This is a genomic window from Spirosoma areae (genome assembly GCF_054781775.1).
In genome coordinates this window covers 129,643-155,924 of record NZ_BAAGTT010000029.1, presented here as the reverse complement: position 1 = coordinate 155,924, position 26,282 = coordinate 129,643, and the positions used below count along the sequence as shown (strand labels likewise).

Below are 26,282 nucleotides of genomic sequence, written 5' to 3'. Positions count from 1 at the left end.
AAATTGAAAGATAAACATGATGAAGACGTTGACAAGTAAGGAACTCGAAAATATACAAGCCGGAAGGCCGAATTGGGGAGATTTTGCCAGTGGACTTTGCATTGGCCTTGGATTAACTCTTGCTGTTGGTGGATTTTTTAGTTTAGCGGGTAAAGTCCTTAGTGGTGCGGGCACTGCTTCAGGTATTGCCTGTGGCTTAAATGACGCGAAAGATCTTTTTTAAATTGCATTGAAGCCGTACACCATTTATATTGGTGTACGGCTTGTAAATCTTGCATTACAATGAAGTTCTTTACTAAATCTATTCAAATAGTAGCTGTTTGTGCTTTCATATGGTACAGCAGGTTTTACCTCTTTGAACCTGGACCTTCTAAAAGTCAAGCTGTAATATTTACAGTAATTATGATTGTCTGCTTTCTAAGCTTACTTATTCTTCATTTTGCCGAAAAACGAAGCCGAAGAAAGCAGTGATTAGATAGAAAAGTTTTGCAGTTGGTTTTTGTGATGGATTCACATTAGGCTCTTTTCTCATCGGTAGCATTGTGATAGGGGATGCAGTTTATTGGGAGTAGTTACTAACATGTGGGAGTATTTTCCTCACTAAATATAAGAACAAGTACAATACATTTTATGTACTGTACTTGTTCTATAAATCATCAGGCTACATGAAATCGTTAAAGGTTATTTTTGGTTGCTTTGGCGCAATACCGGTTCTGTTTAGAATGTATTCTGCATTCACAAATTATAAGATATAGACTACTCTTTATATTTTGATGTTTTTTTATGCAACTCTATTGATAGGCTTACACTATTATTTTAAAAAAATTGAGTGTTAAGAAGTAAATTCTTGTCTCATCTGGCTACCACACTCATCTGCTTGCTTATTCGCATAGAAACAAGGGTTGGAAATTGAGAATTAAAAATAATACGTTTTCAAAATAATTTATAACGCCAGGAATAATTTTTGACTTGAAATGGCTTACTCCGATACTTCTTTCCCATTACAAAATCTGGAACATCCAGCCCCAATCGAGAATGGCTGGGTGTTGTTTTTGTCTATAACAATAGGTACTTTATTGCTAACATTTGCCGGGCAGCATCTGCTTATTTCCGACGAACTATATTTCAACGCACTCGCGGAGCAAATGACGTTCGAGCAGATTGAAGAAAGTATCGATCAAAGTCATCAGTGGTCCTGGCTGGCTTATGTGATTTTGCCCGTCTTCAACCTGATCAAATTTACTTTTGTAGCGGCTCTGATCAGTCTGGGCTACTATTTCGCAACAAATCGGTGGGTATTCAAGCCGTTCTTTCGGGTAGCAGTTCAGGCAGAATTGGTCTTGTTATTTCCGGCCGTTATCAAGCTGATATGGTTCTTGTTCGTGCAAACCGATTACAGCCTAAACGATTTGCAGTTTTTTTACCCGCTTAGCTTGTTAAATCTGTTCGAGTCCCAGTCGATTGATAATTACCTGCTGTACCCGCTTCAACTCGCTAACCTCTTCGAGTTAGCTTACTGGTTAGTACTGGCTTATGGGGTTTCTCAAGTAATCGAAATACCGATGCCAAAGGCGTTTGGCTTAGTGGCGGCTTCCTATGGCTCCGGTCTGTTAGTGTGGGTCGCTTTCATAATGTTTTTAACCGTCAGTATGTCATGAGAACGCATCTGAAATGGGCATTGCCTGTCCTGGTATTAGCTGTGCTGGCCTATCTGGGTTGGGGATTTACCAATAAATTAAACCATAAACAGCAAGTCGCTAAGCGGATTCAGACATTACCTGACTTTACGGCGTATAGCATCGACCGTTCTGAAATTAGTAGCGCAGCATTAAGCAACCGTCCGGCGGTGCTGATCTATTTCGATCCCGACTGCGACCATTGCCAGCGTGAGGCCGCTGAGTTGCAGAAGAAAGCGGCTTCGCTGGCTTCCGCACAAGTGCTTATGCTCTCGTCGGCACCTGCGCCCGCGTTGAAAACGTTTGCGAAAACGCACAAAATCAACAACCTGCCCAATGTGCAGGTAGCGCATATCGACAAACAAACGGCCTACGAAACGTTTGGTTTCACATCGGTGCCCGACGTGCTAATCTACCACGCCGATGGGTCGCTGGCGAAACATTTCCGGGGCGAAACCAGCATCGAGGTCGTTGCCCGGCACCTCTGATCTATTTCTCATTACATTCTGGCTATTAAATATGGAACAGATTTTATCGGTTCTGTGGGACCTGCTTTGTCTTTTCATCGAATATTTTACCCATCACACCTTCTGATATGAAACCGCTCAAACACATCAGTCGAACACTCGTGCGGCAACAGGGGCAAGCCGACTGCGGGGTGGCCTGTCTGGCCTCATTATTAGCCTACTATGGCGGCCACAGCCGACTCGAACGACTGCGCGAGCTGAGTGGCACCGACCCACAAGGCACCTCGCTGCTGGGTTTGTATCAGGCCGCATCGCAAATCGGTTTCGATGCCGAGGGTATAGAGGCTGTTTCCGTCGAAAACCTAAAAACTGATGTCAACGCACCGGTCATTTTGCATGTATTAATTGATAACAGGCTTCAACATTATATAGTCTGCTACGGCTGGGATGCCGCCCGTAATCACTTCATCGTTGGCGATCCAGCCCAGGGCGTTGTTACGTATACCAACGATGAACTGGCGGCTATCTGGCCTTCGCGCATCCTGATGACGCTGACACCAAACGGTGCATTACAGCAACAAACCGACGAAACAAAGGCCAAACGACGCTGGCTACTCGGCCTCATCCACGATGATGCTCCCCTGCTGGGCATTGCTACCGGATTAGGCATCGTAACGGCCGGGCTTGGATTGTCGACGGCTATTTTCTCGCAAAAACTCATCGACGAAATTCTGCCAAAACACGATACGAAACGGTTGATGCTTGGCCTGGCATTACTGGCCTTTTTGCTGTTAGCGCGGTCTGTAGTGGGCTATCTGCGCGGTTTTCTGCTAAATCGACAAAGCCGCGATTTCAACAACCGGATCATCAACCAGTTTTACGGCGCACTGCTCTACCTGCCCAAAGCGTTTTTCGACAGCCGAAAAACCGGCGAACTCATCGCTCGTCTGAACGACACGGGCCGGATTCAGCGCAGCATCAGCCATGTTACGGGAGCCGTAGTCATCAACGCATTAGTCGTTCTGGTGTCGGCAGGGTATCTGTTCACCTACTCGATTTGGGTGGGGGTATTGAGCCTTGCCAGCATCCCGCTATATGGCGGATTGGTGTGGCGGTATCACCGGTGCATCATCGACGGACAACGCGAGGTCATGGCGGCTTCGGCGCACACCGAAAGTAATTACGTCGACACTATTCAGGGCATCGACGTAATCAAGGCTACCAACCGGGAAGCGTTTTTTGGCGCCATCACCAAAGCGATTTACGGCCGCTTTCAGGATAAAGTGTATCAACTCGGTACCGTTGGGCTTCGCTTCAACCTGACTGCCGAAATCATCAGTGCCCTGCTCATTGCCGGACTGATTGCGGTTACATCGTTTCAGGTCGTACAAAAATCCTTGCAGTTGGGTGAGATGATGGCCATTCTGACCTTAGTTGGCGGCATCCTGCCCGCCGTAGCGAGTCTGGCCCTCACCAACATACAGTTGCAGGAAGCCAACGTTGCCTTCGAGCGCATGTACGAATATGCCCATCTTACTCCCGAACAGCAACGCCCGACCGACGTAAGTTCGGTGCCTGATCCAGAATTTCGTTTCGAGTCGCTGATTATCAAGGATCTTAGTTTTCGCTTTCCGGGTCGTCCGTTGCTGCTGGAAAATATTTCCATGACCATCCGCAAAGGTGAATTGATTACGCTGTTGGGCGAAAGTGGCAACGGGAAAAGTACATTACTCCAATTACTCCAGCGTTTTTATGCTCCTGAGGGTGGACAAATTAAACTCAATGGAATTGACTGGAATGCAATGGAAACCGTAATGTGGCGGCAAAGTATCGGTGTTGTACCACAGCAGGTTAACTTGTTCAGTGGCACATTGCTCGATAATATCTGTCTGGGAAACACGGCCCAAGAAGCCGAACGACTAATTCACTTCTGCCAGCAATATGGCTTCGACCGCTACTTTGAAACCTTTCCGCAGAGTTACCTGACCCTCCTGGGCGAAGATGGCGTAAACCTGTCGGGTGGGCAGCGGCAGTTGGTCGCGCTGGCGCGGGCGTTGTACCGTAACCCGCAACTGCTCCTGCTCGATGAACCAACGGCAGCGATGGATAAAAACACCGAGCTATTTGTGATGAACCTGCTCAATCGGTTGCGCCCGCAGATGGCTATGCTTCTGATTACCCACAAGCCCCGCCTGGCACAGACCGCCAAACGGGTGTACACACTCACGAATGGGCAATTGCAACTCGCTGACATTCACCACTGGCTCGATGAAAACCGGGCTGCGCTGGAGCCGATTTTGAGGTAGAGAGTAGCTACTTGTAGTTGAGTCAGGTAGAGCCGGATAACATTGCTTATACCGGCTTTTTTACGTTAAATCTACCACGAATCTACCAGGCAGATTTGGTGATGAAACAGGTAGTCGTAATTTTGGCGGATTAACACCATAATCACAATGCCCGAAATTTTTAGAGTATTTGGCTTTCGATTCTTGTTTTAGAGCAATGACCACCTACCAATTCATGTTCATGTCCGAAATAGTGATGAAGAAGCGCGGTTTTCGATAAAGCCCGTTCAGTTGTTAGAAAATTATGGTATGAAATCCAGAGACCTGAAAATTGCCGAAGGCTTGATTGAAGAGAACCCGGACTGGATGGTCGAGGACATCATTGAGAATCGGTGGAAAGAATTTTTCAAGCAGTAAACCATTAACTCAAATGGACACGTTCAGGGCTAAGAATGTATGGTTTGACGACACTCGGGTTTATGTCGAGTTGAACGACGGACGAGTGGTAGGCAGTCCGCTGGCCTGGTTTCCTCGTTTGCAACGGGCCACTCCCGAACAACGAAACCAATTTGAGCTGGTCGCTGATGGATACGGCATTCATTGGGAAGAGTTAGATGAAGATTTAACAGCTCAGGGCTTTTTGACTTATTCCCGATAACAGGCTTCTTTTTGCCTAAAAATAGTACATTCATTTTACAACTAACTATAGAATACACAAGCATGACAACGGCCCTCGACTCCCCTACTCAACAGCGCGTTGATAAATGGCTTGCCGGTAATTATGATGCCGCCACCAAAGAATCCATTCAGCATCTGATCGACTCGGGCAACGTTACCGAACTGACCGACTCGTTCTACCGCGACCTTGAGTTTGGCACGGGTGGCCTGCGCGGTGTTCTGGGCGTCGGCTCCAACCGCATGAACCGCTACACCGTCGGGGCCGCCACGCAGGGACTTTCCAATTACATCAACGCAGCTTTTCGGGGCCAGGACATCAGCGTGGCCATCGCCCACGACAGCCGCCGGATGAGCCCCGAATTTGCCCGGCTCGTGGCCGACATTTTTTCGGCCAATGGCATTAAAGTGTACCTGTTCAGTGCCTTGCGCCCAACGCCCGAATTATCGTTTGCCATCCGGCAGTTGGGCTGCCAGAGTGGTATTGTGGTCACGGCGTCGCACAACCCGCCGGAGTATAATGGCTACAAAGTGTACTGGAACGACGGCGGGCAGGTAGTTTCCCCGCACGATAAAGCCATCATCAATGAAGTCAACAAGATTACGTCGGTCGATGACATTAAATTCGAGGGCATTCCCGAACGCATTAGCCTGATTGACGAAGAAATCGACGCGCCTTATGTGGAGCGGCTCAAATCGAATGCCGTGAACCCAGACGTGATTAAACGCCAGTCCGACCTGAGCATTGTGTACACACCCATTCACGGAACGGGCATTACGCTCGTACCGCGTGTACTCGACGCGCTGGGCTTCACCAACGTGCATATCGTGGAGGAACAGGCTACGCCCGATGGGAATTTCCCGACGGTGAAATCGCCAAATCCCGAAGAGCGGGCGGCTATGCAACTGGCGCTCGACCTGGCCAACTCCATCAACGCCGACCTGGTGATGGCGACCGACCCCGACGCCGACCGCGTGGGTGCGGGCGCCCGCAATCACCACGGCGAATTTGAACTGCTTAACGGCAATCAGATGGCCAGCCTGATTATTTATTACCTGCTCAACGCCTGGCGCGACGCGGGCAAGCTGACCGGCAAGGAGTTTGTGGCCAAGACTATCGTAACCACCGACCTCATCGACCAGATGTGTAAAAACTACGGCGTAACCTGCTACAACACGCTGACGGGTTTTAAATACATTGCCGAAGTCATTCGTGAACTCGAAGGCAAAGAAAAATTCATCGGGGGCGGTGAAGAAAGCTACGGCTACCTCATCGGGGATTTCGTGCGCGACAAAGACGCTATTGCGAGTTGCGCCATCATTGCCGAACTGACGGCATCAGCCAAAGATCAGGGCAAGAGCCTGTTCGACATGCTTATGGCCATGTATCAGGAAAATGGATTTTATTACGAATCATTAGTGTCGCTGACCAAAAAAGGAAAAGCGGGTGCCGAGGAGATTCAGCAGATGATGGCCGATTTCCGGGCAAATCCTCCAACAGAAATAGCTGGCTCAGCGGTGGTGCGGGTGGATGATTACAAAGAACTGACTCGCCGTGAATTCGGGCGTTTAGATGCTCAATCCGGTCAAACATCGACTATAGAAGCTGGCAAAATGGGCATCGAATCATCGAACGTGCTGCAATTTTTCACGGCTGATGGTACCAAAGTGTCGGCCCGCCCCTCGGGCACCGAACCCAAGATTAAGTTCTACGTCAGCGTAGTCGAACCACTCGAGAGCAAAGAAGCATTTGACGATACCTACGCGCAACTAAAGGCCAAAGTGCAGCGGGTAATTGATGACTTGCAATTGGTATAATTTGCGTTTCATAGAAAAATTGTACTATAGCAATGCACAAAGCCCGGATCTAAAACATCCGGGCATTTTTTTGGCTATTATTAAATCGTTAGGCTTAAAGTAAGATTAATTAGAATTCAGGATTGATTACCTTTAGGCAATAGTACCTGCGTAATTCTTTCACCAATTCTAATCAAACCTGATGATGAACAACGCTTTACGACAAGCGTACCGGACATTGCCGCTTTTTGTGGTAAGCTGGCTTTTGTGCGTAGGGGCATTCGCCCAGGATCGCAAAATAACAGGCCGTATAACAGACGGCAATGACAATAGTGCCCTACCCGGTGCCAACGTTGTCGTGAAAGGAACGCAAACCGGGGTAGTTACGGATGCCAATGGACAATTTTCACTCAATGTAACAGCGGGCCGCGATGTGTTGACGATTTCAGCAATCGGCTTTTCCTCACAGGATGTGGCGATTGGTTCCCGCACAAGCCTAAACATTACGTTAGCCGCCGACATTAAAACGCTGAGCGAAGTGGTTGTGACGGGCTACGGCGCTCAGGCCAAACGCGACATTACGGGAGCGGTGGCTACGGTCGACACGAAGCAGTTGCTGTCGGTTCCGGCTACCAACGTTGGGCAGGCACTACAGGGTCGCGTGGCGGGTGTACAGGTTGGGAACGAAAACTCACCGGGTGGGGGCGTGATGGTTCGTATTCGGGGTTTTGGTACTATCAACGACAATTCGCCCCTCTACGTTATCGACGGTGTTCCCACGAAAGGGAACCTCAACACGCTGAATCTCAACGACGTGGAGAGCATGCAAATCCTGAAAGATGCCTCGGCAGCTTCGATCTACGGTTCGCGGGCGGGCAATGGCGTGGTGATCATCACCACGAAAAAAGGTAAAGCCGGTAAGCCCAAATTCACCTACGACACCTATTACGGCTCGCAGCGGCATGGCAAATTATTAGATATGCTCAATACGCAGGAGTATGCACAGCTAACCTGGGAATCCCGGATAAATTCCGGTGCCGTGGGCGCCAACGGCAACCCGGCCCACTCGCAGTTCGGAAACGGGCCAACGCCGGTTATACCTGATTTCGTCCTGCCAAGTGGTGCATCGGCCAGCGATCCGCGCGTGGCCCAAAATGCGGATGGCACCTACACCCGCTACAATAACGACATCAACTCGCCTAATTTTCTGCTCATCACGAAAGCCAATAAGGAAGGAACTGACTGGATGGAGGAAATTTTCCAGACGGCACCCATCCAGAATCACCAGTTGGGCGTGTCAGGCGGTAGCGAAACGGGCCGGTATGCCATGTCGCTGAACTACTTCAACCAGGAAGGTATTATGAAACATACCGGCTACAAACGCTACTCACTGCGGGCAAACACGGAGTTCAACATCAATAAGCGGGTTCGGGTAGGCCAGAACTTCCAGGTGGCGTATGGTGAACGTATCGGTCAGCCTAATGGTAACAACGCCGAAAGCAACCCCATTTCGTTTGCCTATCGTATTCAGCCCATTATTCCCGTTTATGACGTAGCCGGAAATTTTGCCGGTACGCGCGGGGGCGATCTCGACAACGCGTTTAACCCAATGGCCGATCTGTTCCGCAATAAAGAGAATGTTCAGAAAGAGATGCGGATATTTGGCAACGCCTATGCCGAGGTGGACATTCTGCCCAGCCTGACGGCCCGCACCAGTTTCGGCATCGACTATAACCTGTTCAATTTCCGCAATTATTCGATTCGCAACATCGAAGCCTCGGAAGCGCGGGGCTCTAACAGCCTCCAGACCAGCAACAACTACGACTGGACCTGGACCTGGTATAACACCCTGACTTATAACCTGTCGCTGGGCGACCGGCATCGGTTCAACGTGATTGTCGGGACCGAGTCGATCAAAAACTATTTTGAATTTTTTGATGCCAGCCGCACAAACTTTGCCGTGGATGACATCGAAAACCAGTATCTGAGCGCGGGTACGGGCGTTCAGACCAACAACGGGGGCGCGTCGAACTGGCGGCTGGCTTCGGAGTTCGCCAAACTCAACTACGCCCTGGACGACAAATACCTGATCGACCTGACGGTGCGCCGGGACCGCTCCTCGCGCTTTGCCAAAGAGTTGCGTTCGGCGGTATTTCCAGCGGCCAGTGTGGGCTGGCGAGTGTCGAATGAATCGTTCTTTAAACCAATTACGTTCGTTAATGACCTGAAGTTTCGGGCAGGTTTCGGTCAGACCGGCAACCAGGAAATTGGTAACTATAACTCCTTCACCCAGTTTAGTACCAACCCCATCACGTCGTTCTATGACATCAATGGCACACGTACCTCAGCAATACCGGGCTACGAACTGACGCAGTTTGGTAATGCCCGCGCCAAATGGGAAACCACCACCAGCCTGAACATCGGCTTTGATGCGATGCTGCTTAAAAACAGACTGAGCGTCGGCTTCGACTGGTACACCCGTACTACGTCGGACATGCTCTTTCCGGTGCAGGCGCCCCTCACGCAGGGTGTTGCTACGGTTCCTTTCCAGAACATCGGGTCGATGCAGAATCGGGGGGTCGACCTGATGATTAACTACAGCGACAAAATCGGGAGCAGCGGCCTCAGCTATTCCGTTGGTGCTAACTTCAGTACCTATCGCAACGTGGTTACCAAAACCAACGGCGACCCCAGCACCCAGTATTTCGGTATCAACGACGAACGGATTCAGAACTTTGTGGTGACCCAGCAGGATTACCCCATTGCGTCGTTCTTTGGCTACACCATCGACGGGATTTTCCAGACCAACGAAGAAGCAAAGGCGGCTCCTGTGCAGTTCGGGAATGCAGGTGCAGAAAACGTGGCCGGTCGGTTCAAATTCCGCGACATCAATGGCGACGGCGTTATTAATACCAAAGACCTGAGCATCATTGGCAGCCCGCACCCAAAATTCAATTACGGCCTGAACCTGAACCTGAATTACAAAAATTTCGGGCTGACGCTGTTTGGGCAGGGTGTTGACGGCAATCAGATTTTCAACTACACCAAGTACTGGACCGATTTCCCAACGTTTGGCGGTAACCGCAGCACCCGGATGCTGTATCAGTCATGGCGACCCGGCAAAACGGATGCCATTCTGCCCCAGCTCAAGTCGAGCGACCAGGTTAGTATCCAGCCATCGACCTATTACCTCGAAAGCGGTTCGTACTTTCGAATGAAAAACATTCAGCTAACGTATCAACTGCCTCAGCTTCTGCTCTCTAAACTGGGCATGGGCGCAACGTCGGTTTATATCCAGGGGCAAAACCTGTTCACCGTTACGAACTATTCCGGTATGGACCCAGAAATTAACCTCCGTGCCTACTCGGCGGGCAACGACCGTCAGATTGGTGTGGATGGCGGGTCGTATCCAGTCGCAAAAACAGTATTAGTGGGTCTGAATTTGAGCTTTTAAACTAAACCTATACGGTTTCACAAACGGTATAGGTCTCTGAAATCAATCATGAAAAAACTAACCATATTTAGTTTCGCACTTTGTCTGGCCATAGCTACGTCCTGCGCCGACAAGTTCCTGGATGTGCAGCCTAAAGCCGCGCTCGCCGTTTCGACGCTGCAAAACAAAACGGGCATCAACACCCTGCTGATCGGTGCTTACGCTCTTTTAGACGGTTGGGCTACCGCCGAAGGGGCCTACCGTTCCTACCAGTCCGGGGCGGATAACTGGGTCTTTGGCAGCGTGGCCAGCGACGACGCCTACAAGGGAACCATCGCAGGCGACCAGCCACCCATTTCGCTTATCGAGCAGGGAAATATCCAGTCCGACAACATCTACTTTCGGGGTAAGTGGCGGGGAATGTACGACGGTATTGCCCGGACCAACGATGTGTTGCAGTCACTGGCCGTAACCAAAGATATGACCGATGCTGAGAAGCAGCAGGCTACGGCTGAAGCGCGTTACCTGCGGGGCCACTTTCACTTTGAGCTTAAGAAGATGTACAACATGGTGCCCTACATCGACGAGAAGATTTACAATCCGAACGATCTCGAAAGCACGAAGATGCCAAACAACACCGACATCTGGCCGAACATCATCGCTGATTTGAAAGCCGCTTACGACGTGCTTCCGGCTAAACAAACGCAGGTTGGACGCCCGACAAAATGGGCTGCGGCTGCCCAAATGGGTAAAGCCTATTTGTTCCAGAAGAAATATGCTGAAGCCAAACCGCTGCTCGAAGCCATCGTAGCCAGTGGTCAATATAAGCTGATGGATAGGTATCACGACAACTTTAAGGCCGTAACCAACAACAACGCCGAGTCTATTTTTGAGATAGAACACTCCGTTAATGATGGCGCATCGGGTGGTGAAAATGGTAATATTGGGGCTACCCTGAACTACCCCTACGGCGGTGGTGGCGTAACAACTTGCTGCGGATTTTTCCAACCCTCGCAAAATCTGGTTAATGCCTTTAAAACCGACGCGAATGGGTTGCCCCTCATTGACAGCTTCAATGCAACGGACGTAACCAGCGATCAGGGCATCGAATCAACGGCACTGTTTACGCCTTATACGGGCACTGTCGATCCACGCTTAGACTGGACGGTTGGCCGGCGGGGTATTGCCTTTCTGGACTGGGGCATTCATCCCGGCAAAGCGTATGTTCGCGACCAGGCGTATGGTGGTCCCTATTCGCCCAAGAAGCACGTTATGTATCGGTCGGATGTGGGTACAAACACCTTTGCGGGCAACCCCCGCCTGAATGCCAACAACTACCGCCTGATTCGCTACGACCATGTGTTACTATGGTTAGCTGAAATTGAGGTCGAAATTGGCGACCTGAACAAAGCCCGTGCCTACGTCAACCAGATTCGGAAGCGGGCCGCCAACCCCGAAGGCTTTGTGAAAAATGCCGATGGCACAGCGCCAGCCGCTAATTACGTCATCAAAGAATATACCGCAGCCTGGACGGATCAGGCGGCTGCCCGCAAAGCCGTACAGTTTGAAGAGCGGCTGGAGTTTGGCCTGGAGGGTCACCGCCGGTTCGACCTCGTGCGCTGGGGCATTGCCGACCAGGTTCTGAACGCCTATTATGCGGCTGAATCCAAGAAGCGGTCGTACTTAACCGGCGTTCAGTTTATCAAAGGCCGCCACGAGTATTTCCCGATTCCGTTGCAGGAAATTTTCAACAGCAAAAAAGATGGTAAAGAAACCCTGACGCAGAATCCGGGCTATAATTAACCGAATTAGTACCAGTGAATAAGTGACGTGGTCAACAGGCAAGTAAAGGTTGCCTGTTGACCACTTTTTTGTTTTTCCAACACAATTAGACGCATGAGCACTTCGCCTACTCAACCCAACCGACGAACGTTTCTAAAACAGGCCGCCGGACTGTCGGCTTTTTATATTGTCCCCCGTCATGTGCTGGGTCGTGGGTTCCTGCCTCCTTCCGACCAGATTGCTGTGGGATTTATTGGCCTCGGCAAGCAATGCGGGGGTCTGCGAAATCAGTTTCTGAAAAACGACGCCCGCCTGATGGCGGCCTGTGATGTTGACCAGTCCAAAATGGCCGTTTTCAGCGAAGCCGTGAATAAATTTTATGCTGATAAAGCCGACAAGTTATCCTATACGGGTTGCCAGCATTACGACGATTACCGCGCCCTGCTCAACAACAAGGCCATTGACGCCGTTGTTATTGCCACACCCGACCATTGGCATAGCCCCATCGCTATAGCAGCCGCCAAAGCCGGAAAAGATATTTACTGCGAAAAACCGCTGTCGCTCACAATTCAGGAAGGGCGCGACATGGTGAACGCTACCCGAAAATACAAGCGTGTGTTTCAAACGGGCAACATGCAGCGGTCGTGGAAAGAGTTTCGGCAAGCGGTCGAATTGGTCAGAAACGGCTACATCGGCCAGATCAAAACCGTGAACGTTAATGTGGGTGGTCCCCCGCGCGACTTCGACCTGTCCGCCGAACCCGTTCCTGCCGGGCTAAACTGGGACGCCTGGCTTGGCCCGAACACCATCCAACGACCGTATAACAACGTGCTGAACCCGCCCGTAAACGCCCAATTCTGGGGCAAATGGCGCGACATCCGCGATTTCGGCGGGGGCGGCATGACCGATTGGGGCGCTCACATGTTCGACATCGGGCAGTGGGGATTGGACATGGATGATTCTGGTCCGGTTGCCATCTTGCCCGGCAACGATGGTAAAGGGTTAGTGTATCGGTATGCCAACGGTATTGAGATGCACCACACCCCCGTTGACGGCAAACAGTTCTGCCAGTTTATCGGCACGGAAGGCGAAGTAAAGGTAGCCCGTGGCGAACTGACGACCCTGCCCGAAACGCTGAAAGACAAAGTTATTGGCGAGAATGAGAAGCATGTTTACCTGAGCGACAACCACTACAAAGACTTTCTGGACGCTATCAAGAGTCGCAAAAAACCAATTTCCGATGTGGAAGTGGGCCACCGAACGGCATCAATCTGTACCCTCGGCAATATCGCTTACCAATTGGGCCACCCTCTCCACTGGAATCCCGATAAAGAAAATTTTGAGAACGATGCAGAAGCGAACCGGCTGCTAAGTCGTCCCATGCGAACAAAGTGGACAGCTTAAAAAATTCTTATCTTTGCGGGCTGATTTAGTCAGGAGTGGTCAATTACTTATACTATTCCTGACCCCTTACCCTATTATGACCTTCCATTTCGACCACCTCGATGAACTCGACACCGTAGCGCGCAGGCTGCTGGCCGACGGGCGGAACTGGTCGGTCTGGTTGGTTGAAGGCGACATGGGTGCGGGTAAAACAACGCTTATCAGAGCGCTATGCCGAACATTGGGCGTTGTCAGTCTGGTGCAAAGTCCAACGTTTTCGATTGTTAACGAATACACCACGCACGAAGGCCGCTCGGTCTATCATTTCGACTGCTACCGGCTTCGCAATGAGGCCGAAGCGCTGGATATTGGCATCGAAGAATACTTCGATTCGGGCGATTATTGTTTCATCGAGTGGCCCGGGCGTATTTCAACGCTCTGGCCTTCAACCTATTACCAAATTCATCTCTCGGCAGATGCTGATGGTCGAAGAAGGGTAGAAACGAATAATGTTTAAAGTTTACTGTTCCAGGTTCAACGTTCCAGCCCGGCTGCCAGCGTAGTTAGGTACAGTTGGAGGAACATTGAACCTGAAACCTGAAACATCATTTAATGACTGGATTCGAGGAATTGGCTAAACAAACGGCCCTGTATCCCAAAGAAGCGCCACTGGCCGTGAAAACCAGCCGGAATGGCCTGCTTATTGGCTTGCCCAAAGAGGTATCACTTCAGGAGAATCGGATTGGACTCACGCCCGAAGCAGTGGCCATTCTGGTGCGAAATGGGCATAATGTGATCGTGGAACGGGGAGCGGGCGAAAAGGCCAAATTCACAGATACAGAATACAGCGAAGCGGGCGCACAAATTGCGGCTTCGCCCAAAGAAGTCTATGAGGCCAACCTGATTCTGAAGATTGAGCCTTTAGTTGATGACGAGTTTGAACACGTAAAACCCGGCAGCGCGGTTATTTCGGCCTTAAACTTACCGGCTCATGACCGTTCCTACTTTGAAAAAATCAACAGTAAAAATATTACTGCGTTTGGTTACGAATACATCGAAGACCAGTCTGGTGGTTTACCCGTCATTCGTTCGATGAGCGAAATTGCGGGCAGCACCGTCATGCTCATTGCGGGCGAGTACCTGAGCAATGCCGACAATGGCCGGGGTATCATTCTGGGTGGTATCACGGGCGTTCCACCCACCAAAGTCGTCATGCTTGGCGCGGGCACCGTTACCGAATATGCCGTTCGCACCTGTCTGGGCATGGGAGCCGATGTGAAAGTGTTCGATAAACACCTGTATAAACTTCAGCGGCTCAAATACGCGGTTGGTCAGCACGTGTACACATCCATCATCGACTCTGATACTTTAAGCGAAGCGGTTCAGCGAGCCGACGTGGTGATTGGCGCCATGCGGGCCGAAGATGGCCTTAGCCCAATCGTTGTGACCGAAGAAATGATTAGCCGCATGAAACCCGATTCGGTCATCATCGACGTGTCGATTGACCAGGGTGGCAACTTCGAGACGTCGCGCATGACAACGCACAAACAGCCCACCTACCGGCACATGGGGGTTATTCATTACTGCGTTCCGAACATTGCCGCCCGCGTGGCCTATACCGCCAGTATGGCCCTGAGCAATATTTTCCTGCCGTTTCTGCTCGAAACCGGCACGACCGGCGGCATCGAGCAGATGATGTATGCGAACCGTTGGTTTATGAAAGGTGTTTATACCCATAAGGGAACGCTCACCAACGCCTACATCGCCCGCAAGTTCAATATGCGCTTCAAAGATTTAGACCTCTTGCTGGCCGCCCGATTCTGAGTTGAAAAAGTTTACAGTTTACGGTCTACAGTTAGCTGACACGCAAATTATTGACGCGTCAGCCAACTGTAGACCGTAAACTGTAAACTGTAAATTTTTTATCATGATTAACCACAGCAACGAAAATACTCTGCTCGACGACGCCAACTCGTATGATGTCAACAAGGAGTTGATGGGCACTATTTCGTCGGATTTTGTGAAAGTGTCCGACCAGCTTAAAGACGCATCGTATCAAATTCGGAAACGCGGTTTTTCGGATTATCCCGTTTTTGTGGCCTCCCGTCGGGATATACCGGTTGGACAACTGCTCATTGGCGCTACCGAATTAGCTAATCAGTGGAATTATAAAGCCTCGTTTCTGGATGAATTCACGCAACGCGCCCTGATTGGTCCGGAGTCGGTCGAGTTATGGAAAGAGAATTACAAAAAACCCGACGAATATTGCTGCCTGTTTGTTGTTCATGGCGATTTTGCGGGCTTTGTTTATATTCCCTACCCCGAAGATTAACCCCTGGTTTTACCCACTGTGGCCTGGCCGAATCTCCCCGATTCGGCCTTCTTTTTTCCGGGTAGTCAATAATACTTTTTCGGGAAAAGATATCCTGGCTATAGGAGTGCCTTAAATCCTGTTTTACCCGTTACTTACCTGCCTGATTCACGTCAGACAATAGCCATCAAAAAGGCCACGAATGCCCCAAAAGACACTATTCAATAAACAACTTGGGGATTAATCAGTTTTTTTGTATATTAACCCAATCTTACCGAATCGGGTAGGAAAAGACAGAATAATTTTGTATTTTTACAATCTATAAGGCGTTTCAACATGTCTTAATTCCTGAACTCTAAACAACGTGCTTACCGACATTTTTCCAAGTTAGATATGACCAACGAATTAATTGAAGCAGATGCCCTCGTTGAAACTGCGCTAAGCAACTATGGCGCCAATAACATTCAGGTGTTAGAAGGTCTGGAAGCCGTTCGCAAACGTCCATCCATGTACATTGGAGACGTAGGTACGCGCGGTCTGCACCACCTGATTTGGGAGGTTGTCGATAACTCCATCGACGAAGCACTGGCGGGCTACTGCGATAAAATTACGGTAACCATTAATCCAGACAATTCCATTACCGTTCAGGACAACGGGCGGGGTATTCCAACCGGGATTCACGACAAAATGGGCGTTTCAGCCCTTCAGGTCGTTATGACCGTGCTGCACGCGGGTGGAAAATTCGATAAAGAGAATTACAAGGTTTCGGGCGGTTTGCACGGCGTGGGAGTATCCTGCGTGAATGCCCTCTCCACTGACCTGCGCGTGGAAGTACGTCGCGATGGCCAAATCTTTGAACAGGCCTATAAAACGGGCATCCCGCAATACGATGTCCGGCTGATTGGCGAAACCGATGACCATGGCACAACGGTACACTTCCAGCCCGATGCCAGTATCTTCACCGACATTGTTTACAAATACGATACGGTGGCGGGTCGCCTGCGCGAACTGGCTTATTTGAATAAAGGCATTCACGTTTTCCTGAAAGACCTGCGCGAACTGGACGAAACCGGTGAACCCATGCGTCAGGATGATTTCTTCTCAGAAGGCGGGCTGGTCGAATTTGTACAGTACTTAGACGAAACACGCGCTCCACTCGATGGGATGAAACCCATTTACATGGAGAGCACCAAAGGCTCAACGCCCGTGCAGGTTGCGCTGGTGTACAACTACGAAGCGGGCGAAAACGTGCTGTCGTATGTCAACAACATCAATACCCACGAAGGTGGTACACACGTGCAGGGGTTCCGCTCGGCCCTAACGCGGGTGCTAAAGAATTACGCCGACAAAAATCCGGGTGTGCTGCCGAAGAATTCGGGTAAAATAGCCTTCAGTGGCGAAGATTTTCGCAAGGGCCTGACCGCCGTTATTTCGGTGAAAGTTCAGGAACCGCAGTTTGAAGGGCAGACCAAAACCAAGCTGGGCAACCAGGATGTTGTGAGCGCGGTGAGCCAGGCCATGGCCGACATGCTCGAAACCTGGCTGGAAGAGAATCCGAAAACGGCCGGAGGCATTGTAAAAAAAGTGCTTGTGTCGGCGCAGGCGCGGATTGCCGCTGATTTGGCCTACAAGCGCATCATGACCGAGCGCAAAGACTTCATGGGTGGAATGGGGCTGCCCGGCAAACTCGCCGACTGTTCCGACACCGACCCGGAGAAATGCGAACTTTACTTAGTTGAAGGAGACTCCGCCGGTGGTACTGCCAAACAGGGCCGTAACCGGGCGTTTCAGGCCATTTTACCGTTGCGCGGTAAGATTCTGAACGTCGAGAAGGCCATGGAGCACAAGATTTACGAGAACGAAGAGATTAAGAATATCTGGACAGCCCTGGGCGTCCGGCTCGAAAAAAAGGACGATGAAACGGTAATGAACTTAGATAAGCTTCGTTATCATAAAATCATCATCATGACTGATGCCGACGTAGATGGCAGCCACATCCGAACGCTGATTCTGACGCTGTTTTATCGGAATATGAAAGCGTTGATCGATAATGGCTACATCTATATTGCTCAACCGCCGTTTTATCTGGTTAAGAAAGGTAAAGAAGAGCGGTATTGCTGGACGGAAGCGCAACGCGAAGCGGCTGTTAGAGAGTTAGCCGGTAGTGGTCGCGAAGAAAGCGTGAATGTGCAACGCTACAAAGGGTTGGGCGAGATGAACGCCGAGCAGCTTTGGAGTACAACGATGGACCCCGACCGCCGGAGTCTCAAACTTGTAACGGTAGAGTCGGCCGCCGATGCCGACCATGTTTTTTCGACCCTGATGGGCGATGACGTTGCTCCCCGACGCGACTTCATCGAACGAAATGCAAAATATGCCCGAGTGGATGTTTAACCGAATGATAACATAAGGCGGGCCGAAAAGCCCGCTTTTTTGTTGTACTTCAATTGTTGAAAGCAGTATGCGTTATTCCTTAAATCCTACCCGCACAATACTGGGCAACTTAGTTTCCCGATTCACCCATCGGCAAACCAGCATGCCCACCGAGACGTCTGATAAGATGGCAAAAGTTAGCGAGAAAGTCAGTAGTGTCATTGACCAGAGCAATTACCTTAGCCGCGATTTAAGCTGGCTGAAATTTAATGAGCGGGTGCTGGATCAGGCCCGAAGTCCGAGTCGAACGCTGATGGAGCGGCTTAAGTTTCTGGCCATTTCAGCGTCAAACCTCGACGAGTTTTTTATGATTCGCGTTGGGAGTTTGTACAATTACCTCGATTATCATAAACAGCGGGTCGACTATTCGGGGCTGCGCGAAGTGCCGTTTCGGAAAGCCTTATTTACAGCCGCTCATCAATACTGCCAACAGCAGCAGGTTGTCTTTTCGGAAGAACTCCTGCCGCTGTTTGCCGAAAATGGGCTTCAGTTAGTGGACTATGCTGATCTTAGTGCCGAGGAGCAGGCCGAAGCCACTAATTACTTCGACCGGGCCATTTACCCGACCTTAACCCCGATGCTCTATGATTATACGCACACCTTTCCAGTCTTGCTGGCCAAAGTGCTGATTTTCGGCGTGGTGACGCAAAGTCCTGAAAGCATTGACGCTAAAAACACATCGGTTGAGGATGAGGACGACCGGCAGCGGCTCTCCTTTGTACAAATTCCGGCTAATCTTCCCCGATTTCTGTCCTTCGAGCGGGACGAGCAGATTATTTTTATTCCAATTGAAGAAGTTGTTCGGCAACATATTAAAAAACTGTACCGCAACGTCGAAACGCTGGCGGTCAATCTGTTTCGAATTACGCGCAATGGTGATTTTACCCTCGACGAAAACGATGACGATGAAGTCGATTTTATTGATGAAGTTCGGCAGAAAATAAAAAACCGCCGGTTGGGACGGGTTACCCGGGTTGAGATTGAAACCAACAACACGGCTGAACCCGGTCAGTTGAGTTACCCCTGGATGCTCAACCTGCTGAAGAAGCGGTGGGAGATTGATGATCTGAATATTTTTGAGTCGGGCACCCTGCTCGATTATTCAGCGTTCTGGCAACTCATCGGCCACCCCGAATTTAAAGACGATATGCCCCGGCCTCACGCGCCCGTGCCACCCCTGGGGCTGGTCCGTGATAAGACCGACGACATCTTTGAGGTGATTAAGCAGCGGGATATGCTGTTGCATCATCCCTATAACAACTTCGAGCCGGTGCTGCAATTACTCGAACAGGCCGCCGAAGACCCCAGCGTGCTGGCCATTAAAATCACCGTATATCGGCTGGCCAAACGGTCGCGCATTACGGAAGCTTTGCTTAAAGCCGCCGAAAACGGCAAACACGTGTCGGTCTTGTTTGAGGTAAAAGCCCGGTTCGATGAAGAGAACAACATCCGTGAAGCGCAACGCCTGCAAAAAGCCGGTTGTTTCGTGATTTATGGCATCAGCCGGTTCAAAACCCATACCAAACTGCTGTTGGTCGTGCGTTCGGAGGGTAGCCGTGTGGTTCGCTACGCTCACATGGCAACGGGCAACTATAATGAAGATACGTCGAAACTTTACACCGACATTGGCCTGCTGACTACTAACGAAACCTACACGCACGACATTTCGGAGTTTTTCAACGTTATCACCGGGCATTCGGTGCCAAACGAATACCAATACCTCATTACAGCCCCGCGTGACATGCGCGACCAGCTCCTGCGACTGATTCGGGTAGAGGCCGACAATGCCCAGCGCGGGCTTCCCAGCGGCATTTGCCTTAAAGTCAACTCGCTGGAGGACAAGGCCGTTATTGATGAACTGTATAAGGCCACGCAGGCCGGTGTACCCATTCGGCTAATTGTCAGGAGTATTTGCTGCCTGCGCCCACACCGGCCCGGCTTAAGTGATAACATCACCGTTCGGTCTATCGTGGGCGATTTTCTGGAACATACCCGCGTCTTTTACTTCCATAATAATGGCGACCCGAAGGTGTATGGCGGCAGTGCTGATGTGATGGTGCGAAGCTTCGACCGGCGTATCGAATCCCTGTTTTATTTAGCCGACCCACGCGTGAAACAACAGGCCATTCTGATTTTGAAGTACAACTTACTCGACAATGTCAACGCCTATGAACTGAAGGAGGACGGCGACTTCAAAAAATGCGATGTAGAGCCGGGCAATGAGTCATTCAATATGCACCAGCGTTTCTTCGACGTGACCGATAAGGAAGTTATGGATGTGCGGCTGTTTGACCTGGAGATTAAGCCCGCTGAAGTTGCTCAGATTGAAGAAGAATACCAGGAAGGAGCCGAGCGGGCTATTGCGAATATTTAACAGGGAGAGAGAAAAGGCGTGAGCAGGCTTTTCTCTCTTTTCTTTGTAGTTTTGATGTATCTATTTTTACGATATGGAATCAATACGGGTACATTTGCCGGAAGATTTACGAATGAACGACGATGAGTTCATTCGTTTTTGTCAGGATAACCCGGACCTGAAGTTCGAGCGTCGGAAGAACGGCGATATTGTTTTTATGGCGAATACAGGCGGAGAAACAGGTAATTATAATTTTGAGATTGGTGCTGATTTTGCAATCTGGAACCGGCAATCACGGTTTGGTAAATTTTTTGACTCGTCGACCGCCTTCCGTTTGCCCGATACCTCCATCATGTCGCCAGACGTATCGGCTACTGAACAGAGTCGCTGGGAGGGCTTGACCGCTCAGCAACGGCGCCGGATTGTTCCTCTCTGCCCCGATTTCATTCTCGAATTACGGTCTCTCAATGATCGGCTGAAAGACTGCCACGAGAAAATGGACGACTGGATGGTGAACGGTTGCCGATTAGGCTGGCTAATTGACCTGACGAACCAAATTACGTATATCTACCGACCTGATCAGGAACGTCAGGAAATCATCGGACTTGGGCAACTGTCGGGCGAGACTGTGCTGCCCGGCTTTACGCTTGATTTGGCTAATCTTGTTTAGAGAAAAGAGATAGGGAGAAGGGAAGAAAGCCGGAAGGAGTTAAGTACAGTCTCCTTCCGGCTTTCTTCCCTTCTCCTTTTTTCTTGTATCTTAGCCGACCTAACTGCAACTGTACCTTACCTGAATGGATCGTTTTACCGGCCTGATTGGCATTGTTTTAATTCTGGGCATTGCCTATGCTCTCTCCAACAACCGCAAAGCCATTAATTATCGTACTGTTGGTGTGGGCTTATCACTCCAGTTCGGACTGGCCGTTTTCGTACTAAAAACCGATGTTGGACAACAGCTTTTTCAGAGTTTAGGCTATTATGTGGATCGGCTGTTGCAAAAAGCTAATAAAGGCGCCGAATTCGTATTTTCATCGCTCGTCAGAACCGACGTCCTGACCAAAGCCTTCGGCCCCGGCAACGACTTTATCTTCTTCTTCAAGGTTATTCCGACCATTATTTTCGTGGCCGTTCTGGTCAATATTTTCTACCACCTCGGCATTATGCAGCGCGTTGTGGCCGTTATGGCCCGCGCCATGAAGTGGCTTATGGGGGTAAGCGGTGCCGAAGCCCTCTCGAACGTAGCCAGCACCTTTGTGGGTCAGGTCGAAGCTCAGATCATGATTAAGCCGTACTTGAATGGTATGACTAACTCCGAGTTGCTGGCCAGTATGGCTGGCTCGTTTGCCTGTATTGCAGGGGGCGTACTGGCCGTTTATATCTCGCTCGGCGTACCGGCCCCGTATCTGCTGGCGGCCAGTATTATGGCCGCTCCGGGGGCGTTGGTAATCAGTAAAATCGTGATGCCCGAAACGCAGGTTTCTGAAACGCAGGGCAGGGTGAAAGTAGAGATAAAAAAAGTGCACGCCAACCTGCTCGACGCCATTGCGGCCGGTGCCAGCGAGGGTCTGAAAGTTGGGTTCAACGTAATTGCCATGCTGATTGGGTTCATTGCACTCATTGCCCTGATCGACAGCCTGTTGTTTCGGTTTGGCTTTTATGTAATTGGTATAGATAACTTAAGCCTTAATCTTCTATTAGGCAAATTATTCTCGCTCTTTGCGTGGGCAATGGGCGTACCTACCAAAGACATCGAAGCTGCCGGTGCACTCATGGGCACCAAAATGGTTGTGAATGAATTTGTCGCTTACTTAGATCTGGTAAAAATCAAGCAAACGCTCGAACCGAAAACAATTGCCATTGTCAGCTTTGCCCTCTGCGGCTTTGCTAATTTCAGTTCCATTGCCATCCAGGTGGGTGGCATTGGCGAACTGGCCCCCCACCGTCGGAGCGACCTGGCTAAATTAGGTTTTAAAGCTCTCATTTGTGGCACATTAGCCAGCTATATGTCGGCAACGCTGGCAGGATTACTGCTGTAACACCAAAAATCTGGCGAATAGTTAGTCAATAAAAACAGGCAGCTCACCAGGCTGCCTGTTTTTATTGACTAACTATTCGCGCTATTTTTTTTCAATAGCATAGGGGGAAGCGTTAAGTTGGTTGTCTAATGGAGGAAAGGACAGTTTAGGGCCGTCAACACGCTAAAACCAACGCGGGCTAAGTAAGGGCTGTCTATGCCTTTTTATACAACCAGTCAATACACTTATGAAACACACCCATTTTTTCCAGTTAATCGCCACAGCACTTGTCCTAATTGGTTTAAGTTCCTGCGGCCTGCACCGCGAAGATGCTGGTCCCCTCCGGGATTCCCGGCAAACGTATTCGCTAACCGACTTCGATCGGCTCGATATGGGCAGTGCGTTTATCATTACGGTACAGCCCGGCGCGGCCTTTAGCATCGTAGCGGAGGGCGATCAGCGCAACCTCGACGATCTGCAGGTCTACACGCGTAACGGTACACTATTCGCGAAATACCGTAACTCCCGCAGTCGACAGTACGAAACATCATTCACGATTACCATGCCTACCCTGCGGGGTGCTGCATTTTCGGGAGCCAGCCGGTCAAACGTAACTGGATTTACCAATCTGAGCACGATGGACATTGAGTTGTCTGGAGCCTCCAAAGGGCAATTCGCCGTACAGGCCACCCGGGCAACTCTGACGCTGTCGGGTGCATCGAACCTGCAACTAACGGGTGTTGGAACATCCCTGGCGGCTACCGTGTCGGGAGCTTCAATTCTACAGGGGTTCGATTATCCAGTAGGTACGGCCACGCTCGATGTGTCAGGAGCCAGCAAGGCGCGTGTCAGCGTAGCAACGTCGTTGGCAGTCGAAGCCAGTGGAGCCAGTAATATACGATATCGTGGAACGCCGACGGTTCGTCAGCAGGTAAGCGGGGCCAGTTCGGTGCAAGGTGACTAATAAGCCTGACCAGCATAGGATGGCGCCTACTGACGCAAAGTACCTGGTATCCGTAGGCGCCATCCTATGCTGGTCAAATCGGGTATCAGATCATACAGTTTTGAGTTTTTTTAGCGGCTTCTTTTTTCTTGAATTCAGCAGATCGGCTGGAACGGTTAAGTCGCCTGTTTGCGAGTCGATCAGGCCATTCCGTTCGTCTTCAATATTTGTTGCCTGGGTATAAATATCACCGGCAATGTCATGTTTCCGCAGTTCTTCTTTAAAGAGCCGGATGCGCTCGGCCCGATCCTCTGCTTCGGCGGGTCCGCCATAGTTGGCAAATCCAAACCCGCCCCATTCACTTACGACCAAGGGTAACTGCCGCCGGTAGAAATACGGGTCGCCTACAACAAGTGGAAAGGCGGCAACATCGTTGAGTTCACCATCAGCCAGCCGTTTAAGCAGCATGTGCCAATGATCAAGGTCCGGCGTGTAGAGATGAGCGGTAAGCAGGGCCGACTTCAGCCGGCCTTCAACAGAGATGTGCTGCCAGCCATCGTTGTCGACAACCAGAAACTGCGGATACTCAAGTTTCATGTAGTGATACATGTCCGTAATATACTGACGTGTGTCTGGGTTTGTTGCAATATCCTGCGCGCCCCAGTCTTCGTTGTATAAACTCCAGATAACTACAGACGGGTGCGTACCAATCAGGGCCAGCATCCGCAACAGTTCTGCCTTATGGTTTTGGCGACTGAGGGCCGTTGAACTGTGCGGGCTGGGTACCTCAACCCAGAGCATCAGCCCCAATTCGTCGGCTAAGTTATAGATACGCGGATCAACCCCGGCAATATGAACGCGCACCAGATTACAGCCTAACTTTTTCATCGCCCGCATGTGCTGCTGCATTTCCTCATAGGTTGCTGTGCCAGGTTGATATAGAATACCGTCGAGATAAACCGACTCGTGGTTCAGATAGATATACCGCCCTCTGGCTTCAATTTTTCGCAGCCCAAACTGGGTTTCAATTTGGGCAACATAGCCATCACTATCAATAAGTTGTGCAATAAGTTTGTAGCGCACCGGCGTTTCGGGCGACCATAAGCTGGCATCCGGAATGTCGAGTGCAACGCGATGTTGTTTTTGTCCGGCCTCCAGCCGAAATGGAAACTCAGACGTAGCTAATGGTTTAGGGGCGTGCGGGGCAAATACCTGAATAGACACTACATAATCGCCTGGATCATGAATGCGGGTTGTTACACTAAAGCGCACAAGCCGATCCTCGACGACGCTTTCTACCCCAACGCGCGACCGCAGCCGGTTGCTCTCAACAGTTTCCAGCCAAACGCTGCGAACAGCGCCTGTATAGGTCTGGTACCAGATGCCACCCCGTTTATAGACGTGGGATTCCTGCTTGCCACGCGGGATTTCGGCATCCATCGTATCGGCAATCCGTACTGTAAGCCGGTTAACCGAGCGCAGCCATTCGTCCGGGAGTTCATAAGAAAAAGAAGTATATTCCCCTAAATGTACCTCCTCATCTTCAACTGTGCGGAGTGGATGACCGTTGAGCCAGACACGGGTTTCGTAGCCACAGGCCCCAAATGTAAGCTGAATGATAGACCGGGCGTGCGGTTCCCTGCGTTTGGGTAAATCAAATTCCCGCTCGTACCAGGCGACTACTTTATCCTGCCATCCCGTTGGTGTGGATTGCCGGTTGGCGGCAGCCATGTGCGCTTCGATAGAACCCGGCCAGTGAGCTGTACTCTCGAAAACGTGCGCTACATACCAATGCTCCCGCAGGCCCCGGTCGTCAGGGTCAAGCGTAAATTTCCACTCGCCATCGAGTAAAAGGTGAGTGTTGGGGCGGAGTACTGATCGGGGTAGCCCATCACTGGATTCATTGGTTGACGGTTCTGGACGGCTGGCTGAAAAACCAGTATTGATGTGCTTTTTAGGTCGCATACTACTTTTAGATAGGAAAACCGGCCCTCCTGACACAATGTTTTGATAGCAGAGCACCGCTTAGAGTAAAAACGACTGGAAGCGGTTGATAAGTACGGCCCATCTATTTTGTTTACTTTGCCTATTCACTGGATTATACACTCTACACATGACGCGCATCGGTCTTCTTTCCGACACACACAGCTATCTGGACCCGCAGATTCTTCAGCATTTTAATACCTGCGACGAGGTATGGCACGCGGGCGATGTGGGTGCATTAGTCGTGGCTGAACAACTCAGGGATTTCCGCCCCCTGCGTGTCGTGAGTGGAAATATTGACCGCACAACGAGCGAACTACCTACCAATCAGCGCTTTAGTTGCGAAGGTTTAGACATTTGGATAACTCATATCGGTGGATCACCGCCGAAGTATAACCCCACTGTCCGGCCTGCATTACTGACGAATCCACCTGACCTATTTGTTTGTGGTCATTCGCATATTCTCAAAATCACGCGCGACCCGGCCCTGCATAATCTGCTATTCATCAATCCAGGTGCGGCCGGTAAAACAGGCTTCCATGTTATGCGAACCGCCATCCGATTCTCACTTGACGCGGGTCGAATACTGGATATGCAGGTCATTGAACTGGGGAAAAAGTAAAGTGAGTGGAAATGGGCAATTTGTGAAATTCCTTGGCCCTCAACCTAACGCTCAAACCCAACATTACGCTCAATAAAAAAGGCTTTCCCTGTCAGGGAAAGCCTTTTTTCAAAAATTATGAGAA

19 protein-coding genes and 1 pseudogene are annotated in these 26,282 nt (G+C 50.4%); 19 read left to right on the top strand and 1 reads right to left on the bottom strand.

What is annotated here, in order from left to right; all coding sequences use genetic code 11:
• Positions 1 to 16 precede the first annotated feature (16 nt).
• The 18 genes and pseudogenes from ACYVI1_RS17270 (at position 17) to ACYVI1_RS17185 (ending at position 23,574) form a co-directional block, all read left to right on the top strand.
• Entirely contained in the window at positions 17 to 223 is a 207-nt protein-coding gene (locus ACYVI1_RS17270; protein ID WP_460911978.1) for a hypothetical protein, read from the top strand.
• Between the two features lie 751 nt (positions 224 to 974).
• Positions 975 to 1,658, top strand: a complete 684-nt coding sequence (locus ACYVI1_RS17265) for a hypothetical protein (RefSeq protein ID WP_460911977.1) — start codon at positions 975 to 977, stop codon at positions 1,656 to 1,658.
• Positions 1,655 to 2,164 carry a peroxiredoxin family protein gene (locus ACYVI1_RS17260; protein ID WP_460911976.1) on the top strand — a complete coding sequence of 170 codons (510 nt, stop codon included), beginning with the start codon at positions 1,655 to 1,657 and terminating at the stop codon, positions 2,162 to 2,164. Before ACYVI1_RS17265 ends, ACYVI1_RS17260 begins: the two co-directional genes overlap by 4 nt.
• A 107-nt stretch (positions 2,165 to 2,271) precedes the next feature.
• On the top strand, positions 2,272 to 4,449 hold the full coding sequence (locus ACYVI1_RS17255; protein ID WP_460911975.1) for a peptidase domain-containing ABC transporter: 2,178 nt from the start codon (positions 2,272 to 2,274) through the stop codon (positions 4,447 to 4,449).
• A 207-nt stretch (positions 4,450 to 4,656) separates the two neighbouring features.
• Positions 4,657 to 4,845, top strand: a pseudogene (locus ACYVI1_RS17250) (DUF4160 domain-containing protein); the annotation flags it as partial.
• A gap of 13 nt (positions 4,846 to 4,858) precedes the next feature.
• The gene (locus tag ACYVI1_RS17245) at positions 4,859 to 5,086 is read left to right on the top strand and encodes a DUF2442 domain-containing protein (RefSeq protein WP_460911974.1); all 228 of its coding nucleotides are present in this window, start codon (positions 4,859 to 4,861) and stop codon (positions 5,084 to 5,086) included.
• A gap of 62 nt (positions 5,087 to 5,148) precedes the next feature.
• Positions 5,149 to 6,921, top strand: coding sequence for a phospho-sugar mutase (locus ACYVI1_RS17240; RefSeq protein ID WP_460911973.1), 1,773 nt, complete (start codon positions 5,149 to 5,151; stop codon positions 6,919 to 6,921).
• 181 nt (positions 6,922 to 7,102) lie between these two features.
• On the top strand, positions 7,103 to 10,354 hold the full coding sequence (locus tag ACYVI1_RS17235) for a SusC/RagA family TonB-linked outer membrane protein (RefSeq protein ID WP_460911972.1): 3,252 nt from the start codon (positions 7,103 to 7,105) through the stop codon (positions 10,352 to 10,354).
• 48 nt (positions 10,355 to 10,402) lie between these two features.
• Positions 10,403 to 12,136 (top strand): RagB/SusD family nutrient uptake outer membrane protein, encoded by a 1,734-nt coding sequence (locus ACYVI1_RS17230; RefSeq protein ID WP_460911971.1) that lies wholly within the window; start codon positions 10,403 to 10,405, stop codon positions 12,134 to 12,136.
• A 93-nt stretch (positions 12,137 to 12,229) separates the two neighbouring features.
• Entirely contained in the window at positions 12,230 to 13,519 is a 1,290-nt protein-coding gene (locus ACYVI1_RS17225) for a Gfo/Idh/MocA family protein (RefSeq protein ID WP_460911970.1), read from the top strand.
• Between the two features lie 76 nt (positions 13,520 to 13,595).
• Positions 13,596 to 14,015: a tRNA (adenosine(37)-N6)-threonylcarbamoyltransferase complex ATPase subunit type 1 TsaE gene (gene tsaE / locus ACYVI1_RS17220; RefSeq protein ID WP_460911969.1), complete on the top strand. Its 420-nt coding sequence runs from the start codon at positions 13,596 to 13,598 to the stop codon at positions 14,013 to 14,015.
• 95 nt (positions 14,016 to 14,110) lie between these two features.
• Positions 14,111 to 15,322, top strand: coding sequence for an alanine dehydrogenase (locus ACYVI1_RS17215; RefSeq protein WP_460911968.1), 1,212 nt, complete (start codon positions 14,111 to 14,113; stop codon positions 15,320 to 15,322).
• Between the two features lie 103 nt (positions 15,323 to 15,425).
• The gene (locus tag ACYVI1_RS17210) at positions 15,426 to 15,830 is read left to right on the top strand and encodes a hypothetical protein (RefSeq protein ID WP_460911967.1); all 405 of its coding nucleotides are present in this window, start codon (positions 15,426 to 15,428) and stop codon (positions 15,828 to 15,830) included.
• A 372-nt stretch (positions 15,831 to 16,202) separates the two neighbouring features.
• Positions 16,203 to 18,203 (top strand): DNA topoisomerase (ATP-hydrolyzing) subunit B, encoded by a 2,001-nt coding sequence (gyrB, locus tag ACYVI1_RS17205; RefSeq protein ID WP_460911966.1) that lies wholly within the window; start codon positions 16,203 to 16,205, stop codon positions 18,201 to 18,203.
• Between the two features lie 67 nt (positions 18,204 to 18,270).
• Positions 18,271 to 20,616, top strand: a complete 2,346-nt coding sequence (ppk1, locus tag ACYVI1_RS17200) for a polyphosphate kinase 1 (protein ID WP_460911965.1) — start codon at positions 18,271 to 18,273, stop codon at positions 20,614 to 20,616.
• Positions 20,617 to 20,689: 73 nt separating this feature from the next.
• Positions 20,690 to 21,265 (top strand): Uma2 family endonuclease, encoded by a 576-nt coding sequence (locus ACYVI1_RS17195; RefSeq protein ID WP_460911964.1) that lies wholly within the window; start codon positions 20,690 to 20,692, stop codon positions 21,263 to 21,265.
• Positions 21,266 to 21,389: 124 nt separating this feature from the next.
• Entirely contained in the window at positions 21,390 to 22,631 is a 1,242-nt protein-coding gene (locus ACYVI1_RS17190; protein ID WP_460911962.1) for a NupC/NupG family nucleoside CNT transporter, read from the top strand.
• A 226-nt stretch (positions 22,632 to 22,857) separates the two neighbouring features.
• Positions 22,858 to 23,574 carry a GIN domain-containing protein gene (locus ACYVI1_RS17185; RefSeq protein WP_460911961.1) on the top strand — a complete coding sequence of 239 codons (717 nt, stop codon included), beginning with the start codon at positions 22,858 to 22,860 and terminating at the stop codon, positions 23,572 to 23,574.
• A gap of 90 nt (positions 23,575 to 23,664) precedes the next feature.
• On the opposite strand, the gene ACYVI1_RS17180 is transcribed toward ACYVI1_RS17185, so the two are convergent.
• Entirely contained in the window at positions 23,665 to 25,518 is a 1,854-nt protein-coding gene (locus ACYVI1_RS17180) for a glycoside hydrolase family 2 protein (protein WP_460911960.1), read from the bottom strand.
• Positions 25,519 to 25,666: 148 nt separating this feature from the next.
• Here ACYVI1_RS17180 and ACYVI1_RS17175 point away from each other — a divergent pair, with 148 nt between their 5' ends.
• On the top strand, positions 25,667 to 26,158 hold the full coding sequence (locus tag ACYVI1_RS17175; RefSeq protein WP_460911959.1) for a metallophosphoesterase family protein: 492 nt from the start codon (positions 25,667 to 25,669) through the stop codon (positions 26,156 to 26,158).
• Positions 26,159 to 26,282: the final 124 nt, after the last annotated feature.

Excerpts from the sequence above, each read along its gene's own strand:
- ACYVI1_RS17270 (WP_460911978.1), top strand. The coding sequence starts at position 17 with ATGATGAAGACGTTGACAAGTAAGGAACTCGAAAATATACAAGCCGGA.
- ACYVI1_RS17265 (WP_460911977.1), top strand. The coding sequence starts at position 975 with ATGGCTTACTCCGATACTTCTTTCCCATTACAAAATCTGGAACATCCA.
- ACYVI1_RS17260 (WP_460911976.1), top strand. The coding sequence starts at position 1,655 with ATGAGAACGCATCTGAAATGGGCATTGCCTGTCCTGGTATTAGCTGTG.
- ACYVI1_RS17255 (WP_460911975.1), top strand. The coding sequence starts at position 2,272 with ATGAAACCGCTCAAACACATCAGTCGAACACTCGTGCGGCAACAGGGG.
- ACYVI1_RS17245 (WP_460911974.1), top strand. The coding sequence starts at position 4,859 with ATGGACACGTTCAGGGCTAAGAATGTATGGTTTGACGACACTCGGGTT.
- ACYVI1_RS17240 (WP_460911973.1), top strand. The coding sequence starts at position 5,149 with ATGACAACGGCCCTCGACTCCCCTACTCAACAGCGCGTTGATAAATGG.
- ACYVI1_RS17235 (WP_460911972.1), top strand. The coding sequence starts at position 7,103 with ATGATGAACAACGCTTTACGACAAGCGTACCGGACATTGCCGCTTTTT.
- ACYVI1_RS17230 (WP_460911971.1), top strand. The coding sequence starts at position 10,403 with ATGAAAAAACTAACCATATTTAGTTTCGCACTTTGTCTGGCCATAGCT.
- ACYVI1_RS17225 (WP_460911970.1), top strand. The coding sequence starts at position 12,230 with ATGAGCACTTCGCCTACTCAACCCAACCGACGAACGTTTCTAAAACAG.
- tsaE (WP_460911969.1), top strand. The coding sequence starts at position 13,596 with ATGACCTTCCATTTCGACCACCTCGATGAACTCGACACCGTAGCGCGC.
- ACYVI1_RS17215 (WP_460911968.1), top strand. The coding sequence starts at position 14,111 with ATGACTGGATTCGAGGAATTGGCTAAACAAACGGCCCTGTATCCCAAA.
- ACYVI1_RS17210 (WP_460911967.1), top strand. The coding sequence starts at position 15,426 with ATGATTAACCACAGCAACGAAAATACTCTGCTCGACGACGCCAACTCG.
- gyrB (WP_460911966.1), top strand. The coding sequence starts at position 16,203 with ATGACCAACGAATTAATTGAAGCAGATGCCCTCGTTGAAACTGCGCTA.
- ppk1 (WP_460911965.1), top strand. The coding sequence starts at position 18,271 with ATGCGTTATTCCTTAAATCCTACCCGCACAATACTGGGCAACTTAGTT.
- ACYVI1_RS17195 (WP_460911964.1), top strand. The coding sequence starts at position 20,690 with ATGGAATCAATACGGGTACATTTGCCGGAAGATTTACGAATGAACGAC.
- ACYVI1_RS17190 (WP_460911962.1), top strand. The coding sequence starts at position 21,390 with ATGGATCGTTTTACCGGCCTGATTGGCATTGTTTTAATTCTGGGCATT.
- ACYVI1_RS17185 (WP_460911961.1), top strand. The coding sequence starts at position 22,858 with ATGAAACACACCCATTTTTTCCAGTTAATCGCCACAGCACTTGTCCTA.
- ACYVI1_RS17180 (WP_460911960.1), bottom strand. The coding sequence starts at position 25,518 with ATGCGACCTAAAAAGCACATCAATACTGGTTTTTCAGCCAGCCGTCCA.
- ACYVI1_RS17175 (WP_460911959.1), top strand. The coding sequence starts at position 25,667 with ATGACGCGCATCGGTCTTCTTTCCGACACACACAGCTATCTGGACCCG.